At 61.4% G+C, this 16,938-nt stretch carries 15 protein-coding genes and 1 pseudogene; 12 read left to right on the top strand and 4 right to left on the bottom strand.

Going from position 1 to position 16,938, the window contains the following annotated elements; genetic code table 11:
• Positions 1 to 629 precede the first annotated feature (629 nt).
• Complete coding sequence (locus SB822_RS52550) at positions 630 to 857, top strand: hypothetical protein (protein WP_410858497.1); 228 nt, start codon at positions 630 to 632, stop codon at positions 855 to 857.
• Here SB822_RS52550 and SB822_RS52545 read toward each other — a convergent pair.
• Positions 826 to 1,794, bottom strand: coding sequence for a LysR family transcriptional regulator (locus SB822_RS52545; RefSeq protein ID WP_007749472.1), 969 nt, complete (start codon positions 1,792 to 1,794; stop codon positions 826 to 828). The two genes, SB822_RS52550 and SB822_RS52545, sit on opposite strands and share 32 nt — an antisense overlap.
• Positions 1,795 to 1,943: 149 nt before the next feature.
• On the opposite strand from SB822_RS52545, the gene rhaM reads away from it, so the two are divergent.
• The 6 genes from rhaM (at position 1,944) to rhaS (ending at position 7,949) form a co-directional block, all read left to right on the top strand.
• Positions 1,944 to 2,270, top strand: coding sequence for an L-rhamnose mutarotase (gene rhaM / locus SB822_RS52540; protein WP_180732163.1), 327 nt, complete (start codon positions 1,944 to 1,946; stop codon positions 2,268 to 2,270).
• A 45-nt stretch (positions 2,271 to 2,315) separates the two neighbouring features.
• The gene (locus SB822_RS52535; protein ID WP_410858496.1) at positions 2,316 to 3,209 is read left to right on the top strand and encodes an amidohydrolase family protein; all 894 of its coding nucleotides are present in this window, start codon (positions 2,316 to 2,318) and stop codon (positions 3,207 to 3,209) included.
• A gap of 44 nt (positions 3,210 to 3,253) precedes the next feature.
• Positions 3,254 to 4,783, top strand: coding sequence for a sugar ABC transporter ATP-binding protein (locus SB822_RS52530; RefSeq protein WP_410858495.1), 1,530 nt, complete (start codon positions 3,254 to 3,256; stop codon positions 4,781 to 4,783).
• Complete coding sequence (locus SB822_RS52525; RefSeq protein WP_410858494.1) at positions 4,780 to 5,841, top strand: ABC transporter permease; 1,062 nt, start codon at positions 4,780 to 4,782, stop codon at positions 5,839 to 5,841. The genes SB822_RS52530 and SB822_RS52525 overlap by 4 nt, the downstream gene beginning before the upstream one ends.
• On the top strand, positions 5,834 to 6,862 hold the full coding sequence (locus SB822_RS52520) for an ABC transporter permease (RefSeq protein ID WP_114222464.1): 1,029 nt from the start codon (positions 5,834 to 5,836) through the stop codon (positions 6,860 to 6,862). The genes SB822_RS52525 and SB822_RS52520 overlap by 8 nt, the downstream gene beginning before the upstream one ends.
• Before the next feature lie 79 nt (positions 6,863 to 6,941).
• On the top strand, positions 6,942 to 7,949 hold the full coding sequence (gene rhaS, locus SB822_RS52515; RefSeq protein ID WP_410858493.1) for a rhamnose ABC transporter substrate-binding protein: 1,008 nt from the start codon (positions 6,942 to 6,944) through the stop codon (positions 7,947 to 7,949).
• 85 nt (positions 7,950 to 8,034) lie between these two features.
• Here the strand turns inward: rhaS and SB822_RS52510 are convergent, their stop codons facing one another.
• A complete protein-coding gene (locus SB822_RS52510) occupies positions 8,035 to 8,691 on the bottom strand; it encodes a response regulator transcription factor (protein ID WP_410858492.1) in 657 nt (218 codons plus the stop codon).
• A gap of 523 nt (positions 8,692 to 9,214) precedes the next feature.
• On the opposite strand from SB822_RS52510, the gene SB822_RS52505 reads away from it, so the two are divergent.
• Entirely contained in the window at positions 9,215 to 9,436 is a 222-nt protein-coding gene (locus SB822_RS52505; protein ID WP_410858491.1) for a hypothetical protein, read from the top strand.
• Positions 9,437 to 9,504: 68 nt separating this feature from the next.
• On the opposite strand, the gene SB822_RS52500 is transcribed toward SB822_RS52505, so the two are convergent.
• Together SB822_RS52500 and SB822_RS52495 are read right to left on the bottom strand one after the other, a co-directional pair.
• Entirely contained in the window at positions 9,505 to 10,434 is a 930-nt protein-coding gene (locus SB822_RS52500; RefSeq protein WP_410858490.1) for a dihydrodipicolinate synthase family protein, read from the bottom strand.
• Positions 10,435 to 10,436: 2 nt separating this feature from the next.
• Positions 10,437 to 12,149: an IlvD/Edd family dehydratase gene (locus SB822_RS52495; protein WP_007745795.1), complete on the bottom strand. Its 1,713-nt coding sequence runs from the start codon at positions 12,147 to 12,149 to the stop codon at positions 10,437 to 10,439.
• Between the two features lie 330 nt (positions 12,150 to 12,479).
• On the opposite strand from SB822_RS52495, the pseudogene SB822_RS52490 reads away from it, so the two are divergent.
• From SB822_RS52490 to SB822_RS52475, 4 genes and pseudogenes are all read left to right on the top strand, one after another.
• Positions 12,480 to 13,769, top strand: a pseudogene (locus SB822_RS52490) (quaternary amine ABC transporter ATP-binding protein); the annotation flags it as partial.
• Positions 13,762 to 14,667, top strand: a complete 906-nt coding sequence (gene choW, locus SB822_RS52485; RefSeq protein WP_007745801.1) for a choline ABC transporter permease subunit — start codon at positions 13,762 to 13,764, stop codon at positions 14,665 to 14,667. The pseudogene SB822_RS52490 and the gene choW, both read left to right, overlap by 8 nt.
• A gap of 133 nt (positions 14,668 to 14,800) precedes the next feature.
• On the top strand, positions 14,801 to 15,778 hold the full coding sequence (locus SB822_RS52480; RefSeq protein WP_007745802.1) for a GlxA family transcriptional regulator: 978 nt from the start codon (positions 14,801 to 14,803) through the stop codon (positions 15,776 to 15,778).
• A 39-nt stretch (positions 15,779 to 15,817) separates the two neighbouring features.
• Positions 15,818 to 16,759: a choline ABC transporter substrate-binding protein gene (locus tag SB822_RS52475; RefSeq protein WP_007745803.1), complete on the top strand. Its 942-nt coding sequence runs from the start codon at positions 15,818 to 15,820 to the stop codon at positions 16,757 to 16,759.
• The last annotated feature ends 179 nt before the right edge of the window (positions 16,760 to 16,938 follow it).

Here is a 16,938-nt window from a genome sequence, read left to right as displayed (position 1 = left end):
CGCTGATCGATGCGCTGGCATTGGGCTTTGCCGGATTCGTCGTTTCGCCTCTGGTTACCGCTGAATAGTTACGCCGCCGCAAAGAAAAGTAGGCAAAAGAAAGCGGCTCACACCGCCAATCTTTCTTCTTGCCTGAGGGCCCCCAACCGGTCTTATGCTTCACACGGCAACATCTCTGTCAGCGCGCGTTGCCAACGCTTCGAATAAACGCCTCACCCGTTTCGAACTCCCATACACGGGCGAGCGGCAGCGAATGGTTTGCGCCGCCCAGGTGGCAAACTGTGTGTAGGTTATCGCGACGTATAGCTTGGCGCTCTTACATGGTGGGGCGCGTGCGCTATCGGTCCGAAGTGAGGCGTGTGTAGCGCTACGGCCTACACACAGTTTGCCACCTGGGCGGCGGCGGAATATCTGGCGCGGCACGCTGCGACGCGGGCGTGCGAAGCGGGTGAGGCGCACCGCAAGAGCGCTGGCAACAAACATGAGTCACGTGGTTGTCGTGTGAAGCGTAAGACCCTTTGGGGGCCCTCAGGCAAGGGCAAGAATTAGCGGTGTGAGCCGCTTTCTTTTGCCTACTTTTCTTTGCGGCGGCAAAGAAAAGTAGGTGCCGCCCCGCACAGGGGCGACGCTTGAAGCAAGCTAACGTATCGCGGATGCCAGCGAAAAGCCATAACGCGGATGCCGGCGCAAAGACCAAAACACCGACCGGCTCCATCTACACCCAAAAAGCAAAAATCGGCTGCCAGCGCAAAGCTAAAAAAACCAAACCGGATGCCAGCGCAAAAACAAAGCAAACCACCCAGCGTCGCAGACAACAAAAAAACCTCAAACCCCAACCGCTAGGTTATCCTCATTAGCCAGTCGATGTGAATAAACCCGAAGCAAATCGACAAACCGCTGCGCAGGCTCAGCCAGAGCCTCCTCTTTACGAGTAAGGATGCCAAACCCGGCAAGGCTCTTGCCAATCTCCACAGGCAACGCAACGAGCAACTTGCCGCGCACATGATCGCGCACAACAGACTCAGGCAACATCGCCACAGCATCATAATTCTCAAGCAACTGCAGCGTAGCAAATATAGAAGCACACTCGGTGAGATTAGCCGGCGTCCCAAGCCCCGCCCGGGCGAGTTCCTCTTCAAACAAAACCCGAGCCGGACTAGTAATAGGCTGCGCCACCCAAGGCCACTCCATCAACTCGCGAAGCGAAACAGCAGCCCGCCCAGCAACGGGATGCACAGCCCGCACAACCAGCACCAAAGTCTCCCGCGCCAGCGGCTCAAAACTGAAATCGTTATGCTGCAACGGATTAGTCAACCGCCCCAGCGCGAGATCGACTTCGCGGCGATGCAGCAATTGCACCACCTGATCGCTCGTTTCCCCGAGAATGCACACATGCAACAACGGCCGTTCGGTTTTCAGCGCGGCGACGGCCATCGCCAGCAGATCGGGCGCGGCGCCCATGATCGCGCCAACGGTCAGTTGCCCATGCCCGCCCTTGCGTTTCGCGTCCAGATCCTCGGCAAAGCGCGTGAGATCCGCCAGCGCACGCCGCGCATAGGCAAGCGTAACGACGCCCAGCGGCGTCGGCTGCATGCCGCGCGCGTTGCGCTCGAACAGCAAAAAGCCGAGCGCCTCTTCAATGTCGCCGAGCATGCGGCTCGCGCTGGGCTGCGCGACATTGATGGCATCGGCGGCCTGGTGGACGTTGCGCGCGTCGTCGAGCGCGACAAGCAGCGCAAGATGCTTGAACTTGAGCCGGTTGACGAGGGGAATGCTGGCAGCGTTCTGGCTCATGGAGGATCAGCGGTGCGATTCGGTTTGAGTATCGCCCAATCCCAACAACGGATTGAGATGCTATCGACGCCCGAATTATAGTCGCATCAAGACGCTACCTTAGAGAGCGGCAAGAACAAGTGATCAAAGACACTGGAGACAAGCCCGGCATGGAGACAATCGCTTTCCGGATGGTGCTGAACCCCGGCATGCGCGACGAGTACGAGCGCCGGCATCGGGCAATCTGGCCGGAACTCGTCGATGCGCTGCACAACGCAGGTGTGCGCGATTACCGGATCTTTCTCGACGAAGACACGCACCATCTGTTCGCAATACTGACGCGCAACGCGGATCATTCGATGGAGCGCCTGCCCGAGCTCGCCGTGATGCGCAAATGGTGGGATTACATGGCCGACATCATGCAGACGGCGCCCGACCATACGCCGCTCCAGCAAGCGCTGGTTCCAGTATTTGAACTGCAGCATCCCTTCCACTGATTGCGACGCTCGCCGCGCACGCGCGCCGGCGACGAAGGACGCGCCATGAAAGTTGTCGACCCGCACATTCACCTGTGGGATCTGAAGACGCATCATTACCCTTGGCTCGCCAATCCCGGCGTGTCGTTCGTCGGCGATGCACGTGTGCTCAAGCACGACTACCTGATCGCCGATCTGCTGAACGACGCGGGCGACATCGAATTGCTCAAGTGCGTGCACGTCGAGGCAAATCACGATCCGAAAGATCCCGTCGAAGAAACGCGCTGGCTGCAAAGCGTTGCAGACGATCCGGGTTCGCGCTCGATGCCCAACGGCATCGTCGCCGCCGTCGATCTTTCCGCGGACAACGCCGCCGAGGTTCTAGAACGCCACGCCGCATTCGCCAACACGCGCGGCGTGCGGCAAATCCTCAATGTGCATCACGACAAGCTATATGACTACGTAGGCCGCCACTTCATACGCGAGGCGACCTGGCGCGAAAACTTCCGGCTGCTGCGCAAACACGGGATGTCGTTCGACGTGCAGCTTTATCCGTCGCAAATGGAAGACGCGGCCGCACTCGCGAACGCGCATCACGATACGCAGTTCATCGTCAATCACACGGGCATGTTCGTCGATCGCAATAGCGTCGCTGGATATCGCGCGTGGCGCGACGGGATGAAGACGCTCGCGCAATGTCAGAACGTCGCCGTGAAGATCAGCGGTCTGGCGATGTTCGACCACAAGTGGACCGTCGAAAGCCTGCGGCCTTACGTGCTCGAAACGATCGACACGTTCGGCGTCGAGCGCTCGATGTTCGCATCGAACTTTCCGGTGGACCGGCAGTTCGGCGCCTATGGCGATTTGTGGCGCGCGTATGCGTCGATCGTCGGCGACGCGAGCGATGCGGAGAAAGACGCGCTCTTCGTGCGCAATGCTGAACGCTTCTATCGCATCTGAAGAAGCCTCGAACAACATGCAGTCGCAGCATGAAGGAGAACAGGGTGGAGCAACACACTGAAAGCGTGCCGAGGCTCGAACTGCGGCACGCCAGCAAAACGTTTGGGCGCGTGCGCGCGCTGTCGGACGGCGAACTGGTGCTTTGGCCCGGCGAAGTGCATGCGCTGCTCGGCGAGAACGGCGCGGGCAAGTCGACGCTCGTGAAGATACTCGCGGGCGTGCATCAGCCCGATACGGGCGACCTTCGCATCGATGGCGTCGAGCGCCGTTTCGCCACACCCGCCGAAGCGCGCGACGCGGGCCTTGCCGTCATCTATCAGGAACCGACGCTGTTCTTCGACCTGTCGATTGCCGAGAACATCTTCATGGGACGGCAGCCCGTCGATCGCTTCGGCCGCATTCAGCACGATGCGATGCGCCGCGAAGTCGATGGACTGCTGGCGTCCCTGGGCGTCGATCTGCGCGCGGATCGTCTCGTGCGCGGTCTGTCGATCGCCGATCAGCAAGTCATTGAGATTGCCAAGGCGCTGTCGCTGAACGCGAACGTGCTGATCATGGACGAGCCGACGGCGGCACTGTCGCTGCCCGAAGTCGAGCGGCTCTTTACGATCGTGCGCAAGCTGCGCGAGCGCGACGTCGCGATCCTGTTCATCACGCATCGGCTCGATGAAGTGTTTGCATTGACGCAGCACGTCACGATCATGCGCGACGGCGCGAAGGTGTTCGATGCGCCGACGTCGGAGATGACGACGGAATCGGTGGTCGCGAAGATGGTCGGACGCGATCTGGAAACGTTCTATCCGAAGGCCGATGTGAAGCCCGGCGACGTGCGTCTGTCGGTGCGCAATTTGACGCGCGTCGGCGTGTTCAAGGACGTGTCATTCGATGTGCGCGCAGGCGAAATCGTCGCGCTCGCGGGTCTCGTCGGCGCTGGCCGCAGCGAAGTGGCACGCGCGATCTTCGGTATCGACCCGATCGATTCGGGCGAGGTGCAGATCGCGGGCAAGCGTCTGAAGACGGGCAATCCCGCCGCGGCGGTGCGCGCAGGCCTTGCGCTCGTGCCCGAAGACCGTCGTCAGCAAGGTCTCGCGCTGGAGTTGAGCATCGCGCGCAATGCGTCGATGACGGTGCTCGGCCGTCTCGTGCGCCACGGTCTGATCTCGACGCGCAGCGAGACGCAACTTGCGACGCGCTGGGGCACGCGGCTGCGCCTGAAGGCAAGCGATCCTTTAGCGCCCGTCGGCACGCTATCAGGTGGCAACCAGCAAAAGGTGGTGCTCGGCAAATGGCTCGCGACGGGCCCGAAAGTGCTGATCATCGACGAACCGACGCGCGGCATCGATGTCGGCGCGAAAACGGAAGTGTATGGCGCCCTCTCCGAACTCGTGCAGGAAGGCATGGCTGTGTTGATGATTTCGAGCGAATTGCCCGAAGTGCTCGGCATGGCGGACCGCGTGCTCGTGATGCACGAAGGCCGCATCAGCGCAGACATTTCACGCGCCGATGCGAGCGAGGAGCGCATCATGAGCGCGGCACTCGGGCAATCGGCGGCATTACTGGGGCGCGCAGCATGATCCGGCATTCCACGCATTCACACGCGGCGTCGATCGAACACGCGCCGTTGCAACGCACGCGCTCCGGCCCCGGCGGCATCGTCGGGACGATCGCGAAGAGCCGCGAGACGACGCTCTTCGTCGTGCTGATCCTGCTGATACTCGGCACGTCGCTCGCACGGCCACAGTTTCTGAACCTGCAGAATCTGCGCGACGTGCTGCTCAACGTGTCGATCGTCAGCTTGCTGACGGCGGGCATGACGGTCGTCATCCTGATGCGTCACATCGATCTGTCGATTGGCTCGACGGTCGGCATCAGCGCGTATGCCGTCGGCAGTCTGTACGTCGCGTTTCCGCAGATGCCCGTGCTGGTCGCACTCGTTGCGGGCGTCGCAATCGGGCTCATCGCGGGCGGCATCAATGCGCTGCTGATCGCAGTGGGGCGCGTGCCGTCGCTGGTGGCGACGCTATCGACGCTCTATATCTTCCGCGGCGCCGATTACGCGTGGGTACACGGCGGCCAGATCAACGCGACGAGCCTGCCCGAGGCGTACTCGCGTCTCGCGACAGGCACCGTGCTCGGCATTCCGACGCTTGCGCTGATCGCCGCTGCCGTGCTGTTGGCGCTGTCGTTCTATCTGAAGCATTTCCGTGCGGGCCGCGAACACTACGCGATCGGTTCGAATCCCGAAGCGGCGCGCCTGGCGGGCGTCAATGTCGAACGGCGCGTGATGTCGGGCTTCCTGCTGTCGGGCGCGATTGCGGGCTTTGCGGGCGCGCTGTGGCTCGCGCGCTTCGGCACCGTCGACGCGAGCACCGCGAAAGGCATCGAGCTGCAGGTGGTGGCGGCGGCCGTGGTCGGCAGCGTCGCGATCACGGGTGGCGTCGGCACGATACTCGGCGCGGCGCTCGGTGCGCTCGTGCTCGGCGTGATCAGCATCGCGCTCGTCGTGCTGCACGTGTCGCCGTTCTGGGAGCAGGCTATCGAAGGCGCGCTGATCGTCGCGGCAATTGCCGCCGACACGCTGCTGGCCCGCTCCGTCGCCAAACGCATGATGAGGAAACGCGATCATGGCTAAACCCGATTCCGCGCTGCTCACGCGCAAGCGCGAAACGCCGCTGCGCTGGGAAACCTTGCTGGTCGTCGTGCTGATCCTGTCGCTCGGGTTGGGGCGCGTGTTGTCGCCCGTCTTTCTGACGGGCGCGAACCTCAGCAACGTCCTCGCCGACCTCACCGAGATCGCGTTGATGGCGTTGCCGATGACGCTGATCATCGTCGCGGCGGAGATCGATCTCTCCGTGGCATCGGTGCTCGGCGCGTCGAGCGCGCTGATGGGCGTGCTGTGGCACATGGGCCTGCCGATGCCCGTCGTGATCGTGCTCGTGCTGCTGTTCGGCGTGATCGCGGGGCTGTTCAACGGGCTCGTGATCGTGAAGCTTAATCTGCCGTCGCTCGCCGTCACGATCGGCACGCTCGCGCTGTTTCGCGGGTTGTCGTATGTGCTGCTAGGCGATCAGGCCGTCGCGGATTTTCCGGCGGGCTACACGGCGTTCGGCATGGACACGCTGTTCGGTACGTTCATTCCGCTGCCGTTCGTGATCGTCATTGTCTGCGCCGTGTTGTTCACCGTGCTGTTGCAGGCGACGGCGTTCGGCCGCAGCCTCTATGCGATCGGCGCGAACTCGACGGCGGCGGCGTTCTCCGGTATCGAGGTCGCGAAGGTGCGGATGCGCCTTTTCATGCTGTCGGGCTTCATGAGCGCGCTTGCGGGCATTGTCTACACGCTGCGCTTTACGAGCGCGCGCGGCGACAACGGCGAAGGCTTCGAACTGTCGGTGATTGCCGCCGTGCTGTTCGGCGGCGTGAGCATCTTCGGCGGACGCGGGTCGATGGTCGGCGTGCTGCTGTCGCTGCTGATCATCGGCGTATTGAAGAACGCGCTCACGCTCGACGATGTCTCCAGCGAAACGCTGACCATCGTGACGGGCGCGTTGCTGCTCGCATCGGTGCTGATTCCGAACCTGGTCGCGCGCTGGCGAGCGATGCGCGACCGCAAGCTGATCGCCGCTCAAACGTTGACGAAGCCGAGTGCGTCGTAAGTCATGCAAACCCGCCGTACGTGATGCCGTTTAATTCAACCGGACGCCAAAAGTCCGATCCACCACCAGGAGACAACAGATGAACAAACCACTGCGTCACGCGGGAGCGATGATGCTCTGCGCGGCCTTGCTGGGCGTGAGCGTCGCCGCGTCGGCGGCCGGCATCAAGCCGGATCTGAAGATCGCGTTCGTGCCCAAGCAGATCAACAACCCGTACGAAGTGATCGCCGACGATGGCGGCATGGCCGCGATCAAGGAGTTCAAGGGGCAGGGCAAGGTGGTGGGGCCGTCGGACGCGGGCGCGTCGTCGCAGGTGTCGTACATCAATACGCTGACCACGCAGCGTCAGGATGCCATCGTCATCGCGGCGAACGACGCGAATGCGCTCGTGCCGTACCTGAAGAAGGCAATGTCGCAAGGCATCAAGGTCGTGACGTTCGACTCCGACACGGCGCCCGATGGCCGCCAACTGTTCGTGAATCAGGCCAACGCGGAGAGCATTGGGCGCGGGCAGATTCAGCTCGTGTCGAAGCTGATGGGCGGCGAGGGCGAGTTCGCGATCCTGTCGGCCACGCCGAACGCGACGAACCAGAATACGTGGATCAAGTGGATGCAGGAAGAACTGAAGAAGCCTGAGTATTCGAAGTTGAAGCTCGTGAAGATCGCGTACGGCAACGACGATGACCAGAAATCGTTCGTCGAGACGCAAGGGCTTTTGCAGGCGTATCCGAACTTGAAGGCGATCGTGGCGCCCACCTCCGTCGGCATTGCGGCGGCGGCGCGCTATATCTCGACGTCGTCGAGCAAGGGCAAGGTCGCGGTGACGGGTCTCGGCACGCCTAACCAGATGCGCGCGTTCGTGAAGAACGGCACCGTGAAGGCGTTCCAGTTGTGGGATCCGGGTCAGTTGGGCTATCTGGCGGCGTATGCGGCGGCAAATCTCGCATCGGGCGCGATCACGGGCAAGGAAGGCGAATCGTTCGACGCGGGCAAGCTGGGCAAGCGCACCATCGGCGCGCAAGGCGAAATCATTCTTGGACCGCCGACCACGTTTGACGCAAGCAATATCGATAACTTCAACTTCTAAGGTTCATCAAGTCACTTGCTGGAAACGGGCCGCTCGCGCGACGTGAGCGGCCTTTTTACTTTTCAATGCAAACTGGCGTCGCGCTTCAGATCAGGCCATTGACCTGCGAGTACTTGACGAGATCCGCGTTCGTCTCCAGATGAAGTTTCTTCATTGCGGTGCTTTTTTGCGTCGCGACGGTCGAAACCGACCGGTTCACCTGTCGCGCGATTTCGGTCAACGACGCGCCTGCGGCGAACAGCCGGATCACATTTATTTCCTTTTTCGTCAGGGCGGGCTTGCCGCCATCCTTTTCATTGCCGTCAGGCCGATGAAGGCGCGCACGGATCTTCGCGGAGAAATAAGGCCGGCGATGCTGCATGACTTCGCGCGCGGCGATACGGAATTCTTCGATGCCCTCGCGTTTGTCAACGATGCCCGCGACACCTGAGCGGGATACGCGGATCAGGACGTCATCGTTAGCGAGCATGGTGAAGACGACGACAGGAATGTCGGGATAGCGCTTGCGCAGTCGCGCAATGAGGTCGAGTCCGTCGATGTCGTCCTGCTCCGTTCCCATCGTCAAGTCCGTGATGATCAGATCCCAGGTGCCCGCGGACAGCAACTGCAGCAGTTCGTTGCCCGACTTGACGGCGGCATCGACGATAAAGCCTGGCATGCCCGTCAACGCGCTGATGACAGCGTGCCGGATAACGGGGTGGTCGTCTGCAATGGCAATCCGGAAATCGCGAATGGCATTCATGATGGGGAGGCTGGACAGCGTCGGTGGAACGTCCATGGGACGTCGGAACGGGTTGGCGCGATGCACGCCATTTCCGCATTGACGCGGGGTTCGTCCTGCGGGCTGAAGGAAAAATGAACGGAAGACGTAAGGATAGCGAACAGACTGACAATTGAGTTGCGTTTTATGAAACTACTGAATATTTTCGAACAAATCCGACGTAGTTCACGTGTGTGATTTGCAACACTTCTTCGCTTCGCAGACCCAATCGCTTTGTAGGTCTTGTTCGACCGGTTGATGCTTTCCGATGCATTTCCTTAAAAAAAGATAAATCTGCGCGTCGGAATTCAAGCGGCAAAGCGGCAGTGCGAAGGCCGTCATTGATGCGCAAATTGCAGTTCCTGTAAAGAACTGTCAAGGATGAAGATTGCCAGCAGAAACGCGTCAACGCTTCATGAACCCGCGCGTTTAGTGCGATGACCCTTATCAGGTCGGACGGCCAGAAAGCCGTTAGTCAATAACCCAAGGTTTGAGGATTCACGCAATGAACAAGCACATCATCGCCGCCGCTCTGGCAGGTCTTTTCTCGATGGCCGCATTCGCGCAGGCATCGGCTCCCGCAGCAACGGAAGAAGCGCCCGCAGCAGCGTCGGCACCCGCTGCCAAGCACCACGCAAAGAAGCACAGCACGAAGAAGAAGCACGCACACAAGAAGGCAGCGCCCGCCAAGGCAGCCAGCGACGAAGCAGCGTCGGCAGCACAGTAAGGCTTAGCGCTCCACGCTGATGTCAAAAGAGGAAGCGCGGTTGCGAAACCGCCTTCCTCTTTTTTGTTTCAACGGGCCGTGTTGCGCTGGTCTGCGAACGGACCCAGCGCCGCAGCAAAACGGCGCGCGCATGACAGACCAAATGCAGTCGGACGCATGCCCCGGTCGTGCTCGACATCGAAACCCATGCGCCACGCTGCGATCCGTTTGCCGTAGCAGGTCAATGCATCCAGCGATTGCATCACGAAGACGATGGACGGCAGGATGCGTTCGTAAAGCGCTTGCGCGTCCGCCTGATCGTCTTCGATGAAAGCGCTGTACGTCGCGGCTTGCCAGTCGAACGAATCGGGTGCGACGATCAGGCCCGCGCAACCGGCGCGCAGATTGTCGATCAGTTCCTGGCCGCCACGCCCATTGAAGACGGGTAACGGACTGCCATGCTCGCGCAGCCGTTCGATCGTCGAATGAATGATCGTGGCCGGGCCTTCGCCTTTGAGCCACTGAAATTGCCCGCACTGCGCGGCGAGCGCAACGAGCGATTGAACGGTGAGCCCGACGCCCAGATATTCAGGCGCATTCTGGATGCCGGCAGGCACGCGCACGCGCTGCATGACGTCGGCGAAAAAATCGAAGTAAAACGATTCGGGCTTGTCGCGAACCGATGGCGGTTGCAGGATCAGCGACGACGCGCCGTGATCCGCTGCGTAATCCGCCAATGCGAGTTGTGCGTCGGTAGTATCACCCGTGATCGTCGCGGCGAACGGCACGCGTTCCGCGATGTACGTACCCGTCCACTCGATAAAACGCTGCTTCTCTTCAAGCGTCAAACGGTTCACTTCCGTCGCAAGACCGAGAATCACGATGCCGCTTGCGCCTGCATCGATCGTCGCGTCGATCTGCGTGTGGATCGCTTGACGGTCGAGCGTGTTGTCCGCGTCGAAGTAGGCGTAGAGCACGGGCCACATGCCGCGTGGCGAGAACGAGGGTAGTCGCGTCATGATCAATGCGAATCGCGCGGCACGGGCGCGCCGCTCGCGCCCACCAGGAAGTCGAGATCGGCGCCCTGGTCCGCCTGCAACACATGCTCGACATAGAGCCGGTAATAGCCGCGCGCGGGCAGTTCAGGTGCGCGCCATGCGGCGCGGCGCCGTTCCAGTTCATCGTCGGATACGTCCAGATGCAGGCGCCGCGTGGCGACGTCGAGTTCGATCATGTCGCCCGTCTGCACGAGCGCGAGCGGTCCGCCTGCCGCTGCTTCGGGCGATACGTGCAGCACCACGGCGCCATATGCCGTGCCGCTCATGCGGCCATCGGAGATGCGCACCATGTCGGTAATGCCTTTTTGCAGGACCTTTTTCGGCAGCGGCATGTTGCCGACCTCGGCGAAACCGGGATAGCCCTTCGGCCCCGCGCCCTTGAGCACCATCACGCAATGCTCGTCGATATCGAGCGATTCGTCGTCGACCTTCGCGTGCAGTTCTTCGACGTTCTCGAACACCACCGCGCGGCCGCGATGCTTCAGCAGCGAAGCCGTTGCCGCCGACGGCTTGATGACGGCGCCATTCGGCGCGAGGTTGCCGCGCAGCACGGCGATGCCCGCTTGCGGCTTGAACGGCTCAGCGAAAGTAGTGATCACCTTCTGATCGTAGTTGGGCGCATCGCAGACGTTGTCCCAGAGGGTTTTGCCATTGACGGTCAACGCGTCGCGATGCAGCAGCCCTTGCTCGCCCAGTTGCCGCAACACGGCAGGCAAGCCGCCCGCGTAGTAGAAATCTTCCATCAGGTACTCGCCCGATGGCTGCAGGTTCACGAGGCACGGCACGTCCGAGCCGAGCTCCCAGTCGTCGAGCGAGAGATCGACGCCGATGCGCCGCGCGAGCGCAATCAGATGCACGACAGCATTCGTCGATCCGCCGATCGCCGCGTTCGTGCGGATCGCGTTTTCGAAGGCGTGGCGCGTGAGGATCTTGTCCATCGTCACATCGTCGCGGACCATCTCGACGATGCGCCGTCCGGCGAGATGCGCGAGCACCTGGCGGCGCGCATCGACAGCGGGAATCGCCGCGTTGTGCGGCAGACCGATGCCGAGCGATTCGACCATCGACGCCATCGTCGATGCCGTGCCCATCGTCATGCAATGGCCGCGCGAGCGGTTCATGCACGATTCGGCATCGATGAATTCCTGCTGGCTCATCGTCCCTGCGCGCACTTCCTCGGACATTTGCCACACGCCCGTGCCCGAGCCGATCGTGCGGCCGCGAAAGCGGCCATTGAGCATCGGCCCGCCCGACACGGCGAGCGCGGGCAGGTTGCACGAGGCAGCGCCCATCAACAGCGCCGGCGTGGTCTTGTCGCAGCCGACGAGCAGGATCACGCCGTCGAGCGGATTGCCGCGTATCGACTCTTCGACATCCATCGAAGCCAGGTTGCGAAACAGCATCGCCGTGGGCCGCAGGTTCGATTCACCGAGCGACATCACGGGAAATTCGAGCGGCAGGCCGCCAGCCTCGCGCACGCCGCGCTTCACGTACTCAGCGAGCTCGCGGAAGTGCGCGTTGCAGGGTGTCAGCTCCGACCATGTATTGCAGATGCCGACCACGGGGCGGCCGTCGAATTCATCGTGCGGAATGCCCTGGTTTTTCATCCACGAACGATGGATGAAGCCGTCCTTGTCGTTGCGGCCGAACCAGCTTTGCGAGCGGAGCTTGCGCATGAGGTCTCCTGTTTTGGCGTCGTTTTTCGTACATCGGTGCAGATCAGCTTAGCCCATTCGTCGCGCGAGATGGCGTTCATTGGAAGGGCTGCGAGGATCGCGACGCGACGCGGTTGCAGCGCAACAGAAGCGATGGGACGACGAGTTTGCGCGGCAGGGCAGGGAGAACCCTTGACGGCGCTTGTGGAAAAGCGCCGCGAATGCGTCATTTGTTGAATGCCGACCTTCCAATAAGCGACACGCGCACGCGCTCATCACGCACTGCAGCATCCTCGCAAAGCCTTGCTGCATAAGGGCTACACGTATCCGCTAACGCCCGTTCGTTTTTCCTCGTGTCGCATTTCCGCAAGCGTCTGTCGCAATTAGTCGGCTAGGCGGGGTTTTTTCTGGCAACTATGTAGTCACACATGTGCAGGCCGGCGCCTGCACCACGAGGAGATGGACTCGATGAAATCCCCAAAGGTCGTGGTCGAAGGATTATGTAAGGTTTTCGGGCCTAACCCGAAGTTGGCGCAGGACATGCTCTCGCGAGGCGCGTCGAAGGACGAAGTATTCGCCAAGACGGGGCATGTGGTGGGCGTCCACAACGTCTCCTTCGACGTGCAGGAAGGCGAGATTTTCGTGCTGATGGGCCTGTCCGGCTCCGGCAAGTCCACGTTGATCCGTCTCATCAACCGGCTCGTCGAACCGACGGCCGGCAAGGTGATTATCGATGGCCGCGATGTCGCCGCCATCAAGCGCTCCGAGCTGACCTCGCTGCGTCGCACCGACATGAGCATGGTGTTCCAGTCGTTCGCGCTGATGCCGCAACGCACGGTGCTGTCGAATGCGGCGTTTGGCCTCGAAGTCGGCGGCATGGGCCGCAAGCAACGCGAGAAGCGCGCGCTCGAAGTGCTCGAACAGGTGGGCCTCGCGACCTTCGCGGGCAAGCTGCCTTCCGAGCTGTCGGGTGGCATGCAGCAGCGCGTAGGTCTCGCGCGTGCGCTCGCGGTGAACCCGTCGCTGATGATCATGGACGAAGCGTTCTCCGCGCTTGACCCGCTCAAGCGCAAGGAAATGCAGAACGTGCTGCTCGAATTGCAGAAGAACCAGCAGCGCACCATTCTGTTCGTGTCCCACGATCTGGAAGAGGCGCTGCGCATCGGCACCCGCATCGCGATCATGGAAGGCGGGCGCGTCGTGCAGATCGGCACGCCGCAGGACATCATCGCGAACCCGGCGGACGACTATGTGCGCGCGTTCTTCGAAGGCGTCGATACGAGCCGCTATCTGACGGCGGGCGATCTGATGCAGGCGAACGGCGTGCCGCTGGTGCGTAATCTCGATCAGACGAGCGTTGCCGAGTCGCTGAACGGCAGCGCGGAATATGCGTTCGTGCTGGATGCCGAACGCCGCATCCGCGGCTTCGTCACACGCGAGGCGATCGGCAACGCGTCGCCGTCGCTGAACAAGGTCGAATGCATTTCGCGCGGCGCGCCGCTCGAACATGTCGTGTCGCGCGTGTGCGCGAGCACGACGGCTCTGCCCGTGGTCGACGACGAGGACCGCTATTGCGGTTCCGTCGATCAGGCCGCGGTCCTGAAGGTCATTACGCGTAACAGAGGGGGCGCCCATGTCTGAGATGATTCCACTCGGCCGTTGGGTCGACCAGTCCGTTCACTATCTGCTCGATCACGATGCGAGCACGTTCGATTCGATCGGCAAGGCAATCGAGAGCTTCGCCGCGATGATCGAGCATGGCCTGCAGGCCATTCCGATGTGGGCGCTGATGGCGTTCTTCATCGGCATCGGTTTGTGGCGTGTGGGCTGGCGTTTTGCAATTTTCGCCACCGCGTCGCTCTTGCTGATTTACGCAACCGGGTTCTGGGACCAGACGGTCATCACGCTGGGCCTCACGCTGTCGTCGACGCTGATCAGCCTTTTGTTCGGCATTCCGCTCGGCATCTGGACCGCGAAGAACAAGCATGTGCAGATGATCGTGCGGCCGATTCTCGATCTGATGCAGACGATGCCCGCCTTCGTCTACCTGATTCCCGCAGCGATGCTGTTCGGACTTGGCCGCGTGCCGGGGATTCTCTCCACCGTGATCTTCGCGATGCCGCCCGCCGTGCGTCTGACGAGCCTGGGCATCAAGCATGTGAACCGCGAGATCGTCGAAGCGGGGCAGGCCTTCGGCTGCACGCCGTGGCAGCTGCTGTACAAGGTGCAATTCCCGAACGCCTTGCCGTCGATCATGCAGGGCGTGAACCAGACCATCATGATGGCGCTGTCGATGGTGATCATCGCGTCGATGGTGGGCGCGGGCGGTCTCGGCAACGATGTGCTCGCGAGTATTCAGCGCCTAGATATCGGGCTTGGTTTCGAAAGCGGTCTGTCCGTCGTGTTGCTGGCGATCATTCTGGACCGTATTACCGAGAGCTTCGGCCGCTCTCCTGGCTCGGCCACCGCGCCGCGCTTCGCGGGCCTGCGCAATGTGATGCGCGTGCGCCGCGAGCAGCAGGCTGTCGCGCAAAGCTAAGTCTCTGTCGTTTTCACTCAAGCGCCGGATTTCCGGCGCGTCTGCAATAGAACCAATAGTGATCGTCCCGCGAGAGCCTTTGGGCTTTCGCGGTGGCCAAACACATTCTTCTTTGTGCATCACGGAGCGCGACGTGACGTCTATCAGGGCTGAAGCGCCGTTGTCGAATCTTGCGCATGTGGGCTTTCTGACTTTGCCCAGTTTTTCGATGATCGCGTTTACGAGCGCGGTTGAAGTGCTGCGCATGGCGAATTACGTTTCGCGCGCGCAGCACTATCGCTGGTCTGTGATCACGACGGACGGCGTGCCCGTGCGGGCGAGCAACGGCCTGACCGTCAAGCCGACACGCACGCTCGAAGAGGCAGGCATGCCGGATGTGCTGATCGTGTGCGGCGGCACGCAGATACGCAATGCCGTCGATACCAACGTGAAGACGCTGCTCGCGGAGGCCGCATCGCAAGGCGTGCCGTTGGGCGGCATTTGCACGGGCGCTTATGCGTTGATGACGGCGGGATTGCTCGACGGATATCGCTGCTCCGTGCATTGGGAAGACCTGTCGGCGCTGCACAAGGAATATCCGCATGTGCAATTCGCCGACGAGCTGTTCGTGATCGATCGCGATCGGTTGACATGCACGGGCGGCACCGCGCCGCTCGATCTGATGCTCGATCTCGTCGGTTCGCGTTTCGGGCAGAACCTTGCTGCGCAAGTGTCCGAGCAGTTCATTCTGGAGCGCATCCGCAGTGCGAGCGATCCGCAGCCGATTCCCGTCGATGCGCGCGTCGGTTTCTCGCGTGCCGAACTGATCGAGGTAGTGCGGCTAATGGAAGCGAATATCGAAGAGCCTTTGTCGCTCGAAGAACTCGCGCGGCTGGTGCAATTGTCGCAACGCCATCTACAGCGGATGTTCAAGGTTTATCTGAGTGTGTCGCCGACGCATTACTACCTGTCGCTGCGATTGCGGCGCGCGCGCGATCTGCTGCGCACGACGGACGCATCGATTGCGCGCGTGACGGCCGTGTGCGGGTTTCATTCGCCGTGTCATTTCAGCAAGGCCTATCGCGCGCAGTTCGGTCATGCGCCGAGCGTCGAGCGACGCCACGCGAACTAGCCAGTCGAGCTGCAAACAAATCATTCCGAGGAGAAAGTGATGAAACGCAAGCTGATGATGGTGGCCGCGCTGTGCGCGACGGCTGCCGCGACCGCGCACGCCGCCGATCCCGCCGTGTGCCGCAACGTCCGTTTCGCCGACGTCGGCTGGACCGACATTGCCGCGACGACGGGGCTGGCATCGACGATCTTCCAGGGTCTCGGCTATAACCCGACGAAGACGATTGCTTCCGTGCCGATCACGTTTGCGGGCATCAAGAGCAAGCAGATCGACGTGTTCCTCGGGTATTGGGCGCCGACGATGGACCCGATCATCCAGCCGTTCGTGAAGTCCGGCACGATTAAGGTGTTGGCGACGCCGAACCTGACGGGCGCGAAGTATACGCTTGCTGTGCCGGAGTATGTGTACAACGGCGGGCTGAAGAACTTTAGCGACATTGCGAAGTACGCGGACAAGCTCGATGGAAAGATCTATGGCATCGAGCCGGGTAATGACGGCAATGCGTTGATCAAGAAGATGATTGATGGCAATCAGTTTGGGCTTGGCAAGTTCAAGCTGGTTGAGTCGAGCGAGGCGGGCATGCTGGTGGAACTGAACCGTGCGGTTCGAGACAAGAAGTGGATCGTGTTCCTCGGCTGGGAGCCGCATCCGATGAATGTGCAGATGAAGATCGATTATCTGTCTGGCGGGGATGATGTGTTCGGGCCTAACTATGGCGAGGCGAAGGTGTTTACGGCTACGCCGCCCGATTACGCTGCGCGTTGTCCGAATGCGGCGAAGTTTGTTTCGAACTTGCAGTTCACGACGGCTATCGAGAATCATGTGATGGTGCCTATCATGAACAAGGAAGATGCAAATAAGGCTGCGCTGGCCTGGTTGAAGGCTAATCCGCAGGCTTTGGATAAGTGGCTAGTGGGCGTGCAGACTATTGATGGCAAGGACGGCTTGCCGGCCGTTAAGGCTTATATTGCGGCGCATTGAGGTGCTTCTTTTTTTGTCTGCGACGGGTCTTTTGTTTTTGACTTTGCGCTGGCATCCGCGGTTTGCCTTCATGGCGCGAGCGGTTTGGTTTGCTTGTGTTTGCGCTGGCATCCGCGCTATGCCTTCGTGCTTCACGCGTCGCCCCTGTGCGGGGCGGCACCTACTTTTCTTTGCCGCCG

Source organism: Paraburkholderia sp. SIMBA_054 (assembly GCF_046534875.1).
Lineage (GTDB): Bacteria > Pseudomonadota > Gammaproteobacteria > Burkholderiales > Burkholderiaceae > Paraburkholderia > Paraburkholderia hospita.
Note: the sequence above shows the minus strand (reverse complement) of the source record. Positions and strands in the feature narration are given on the sequence as shown.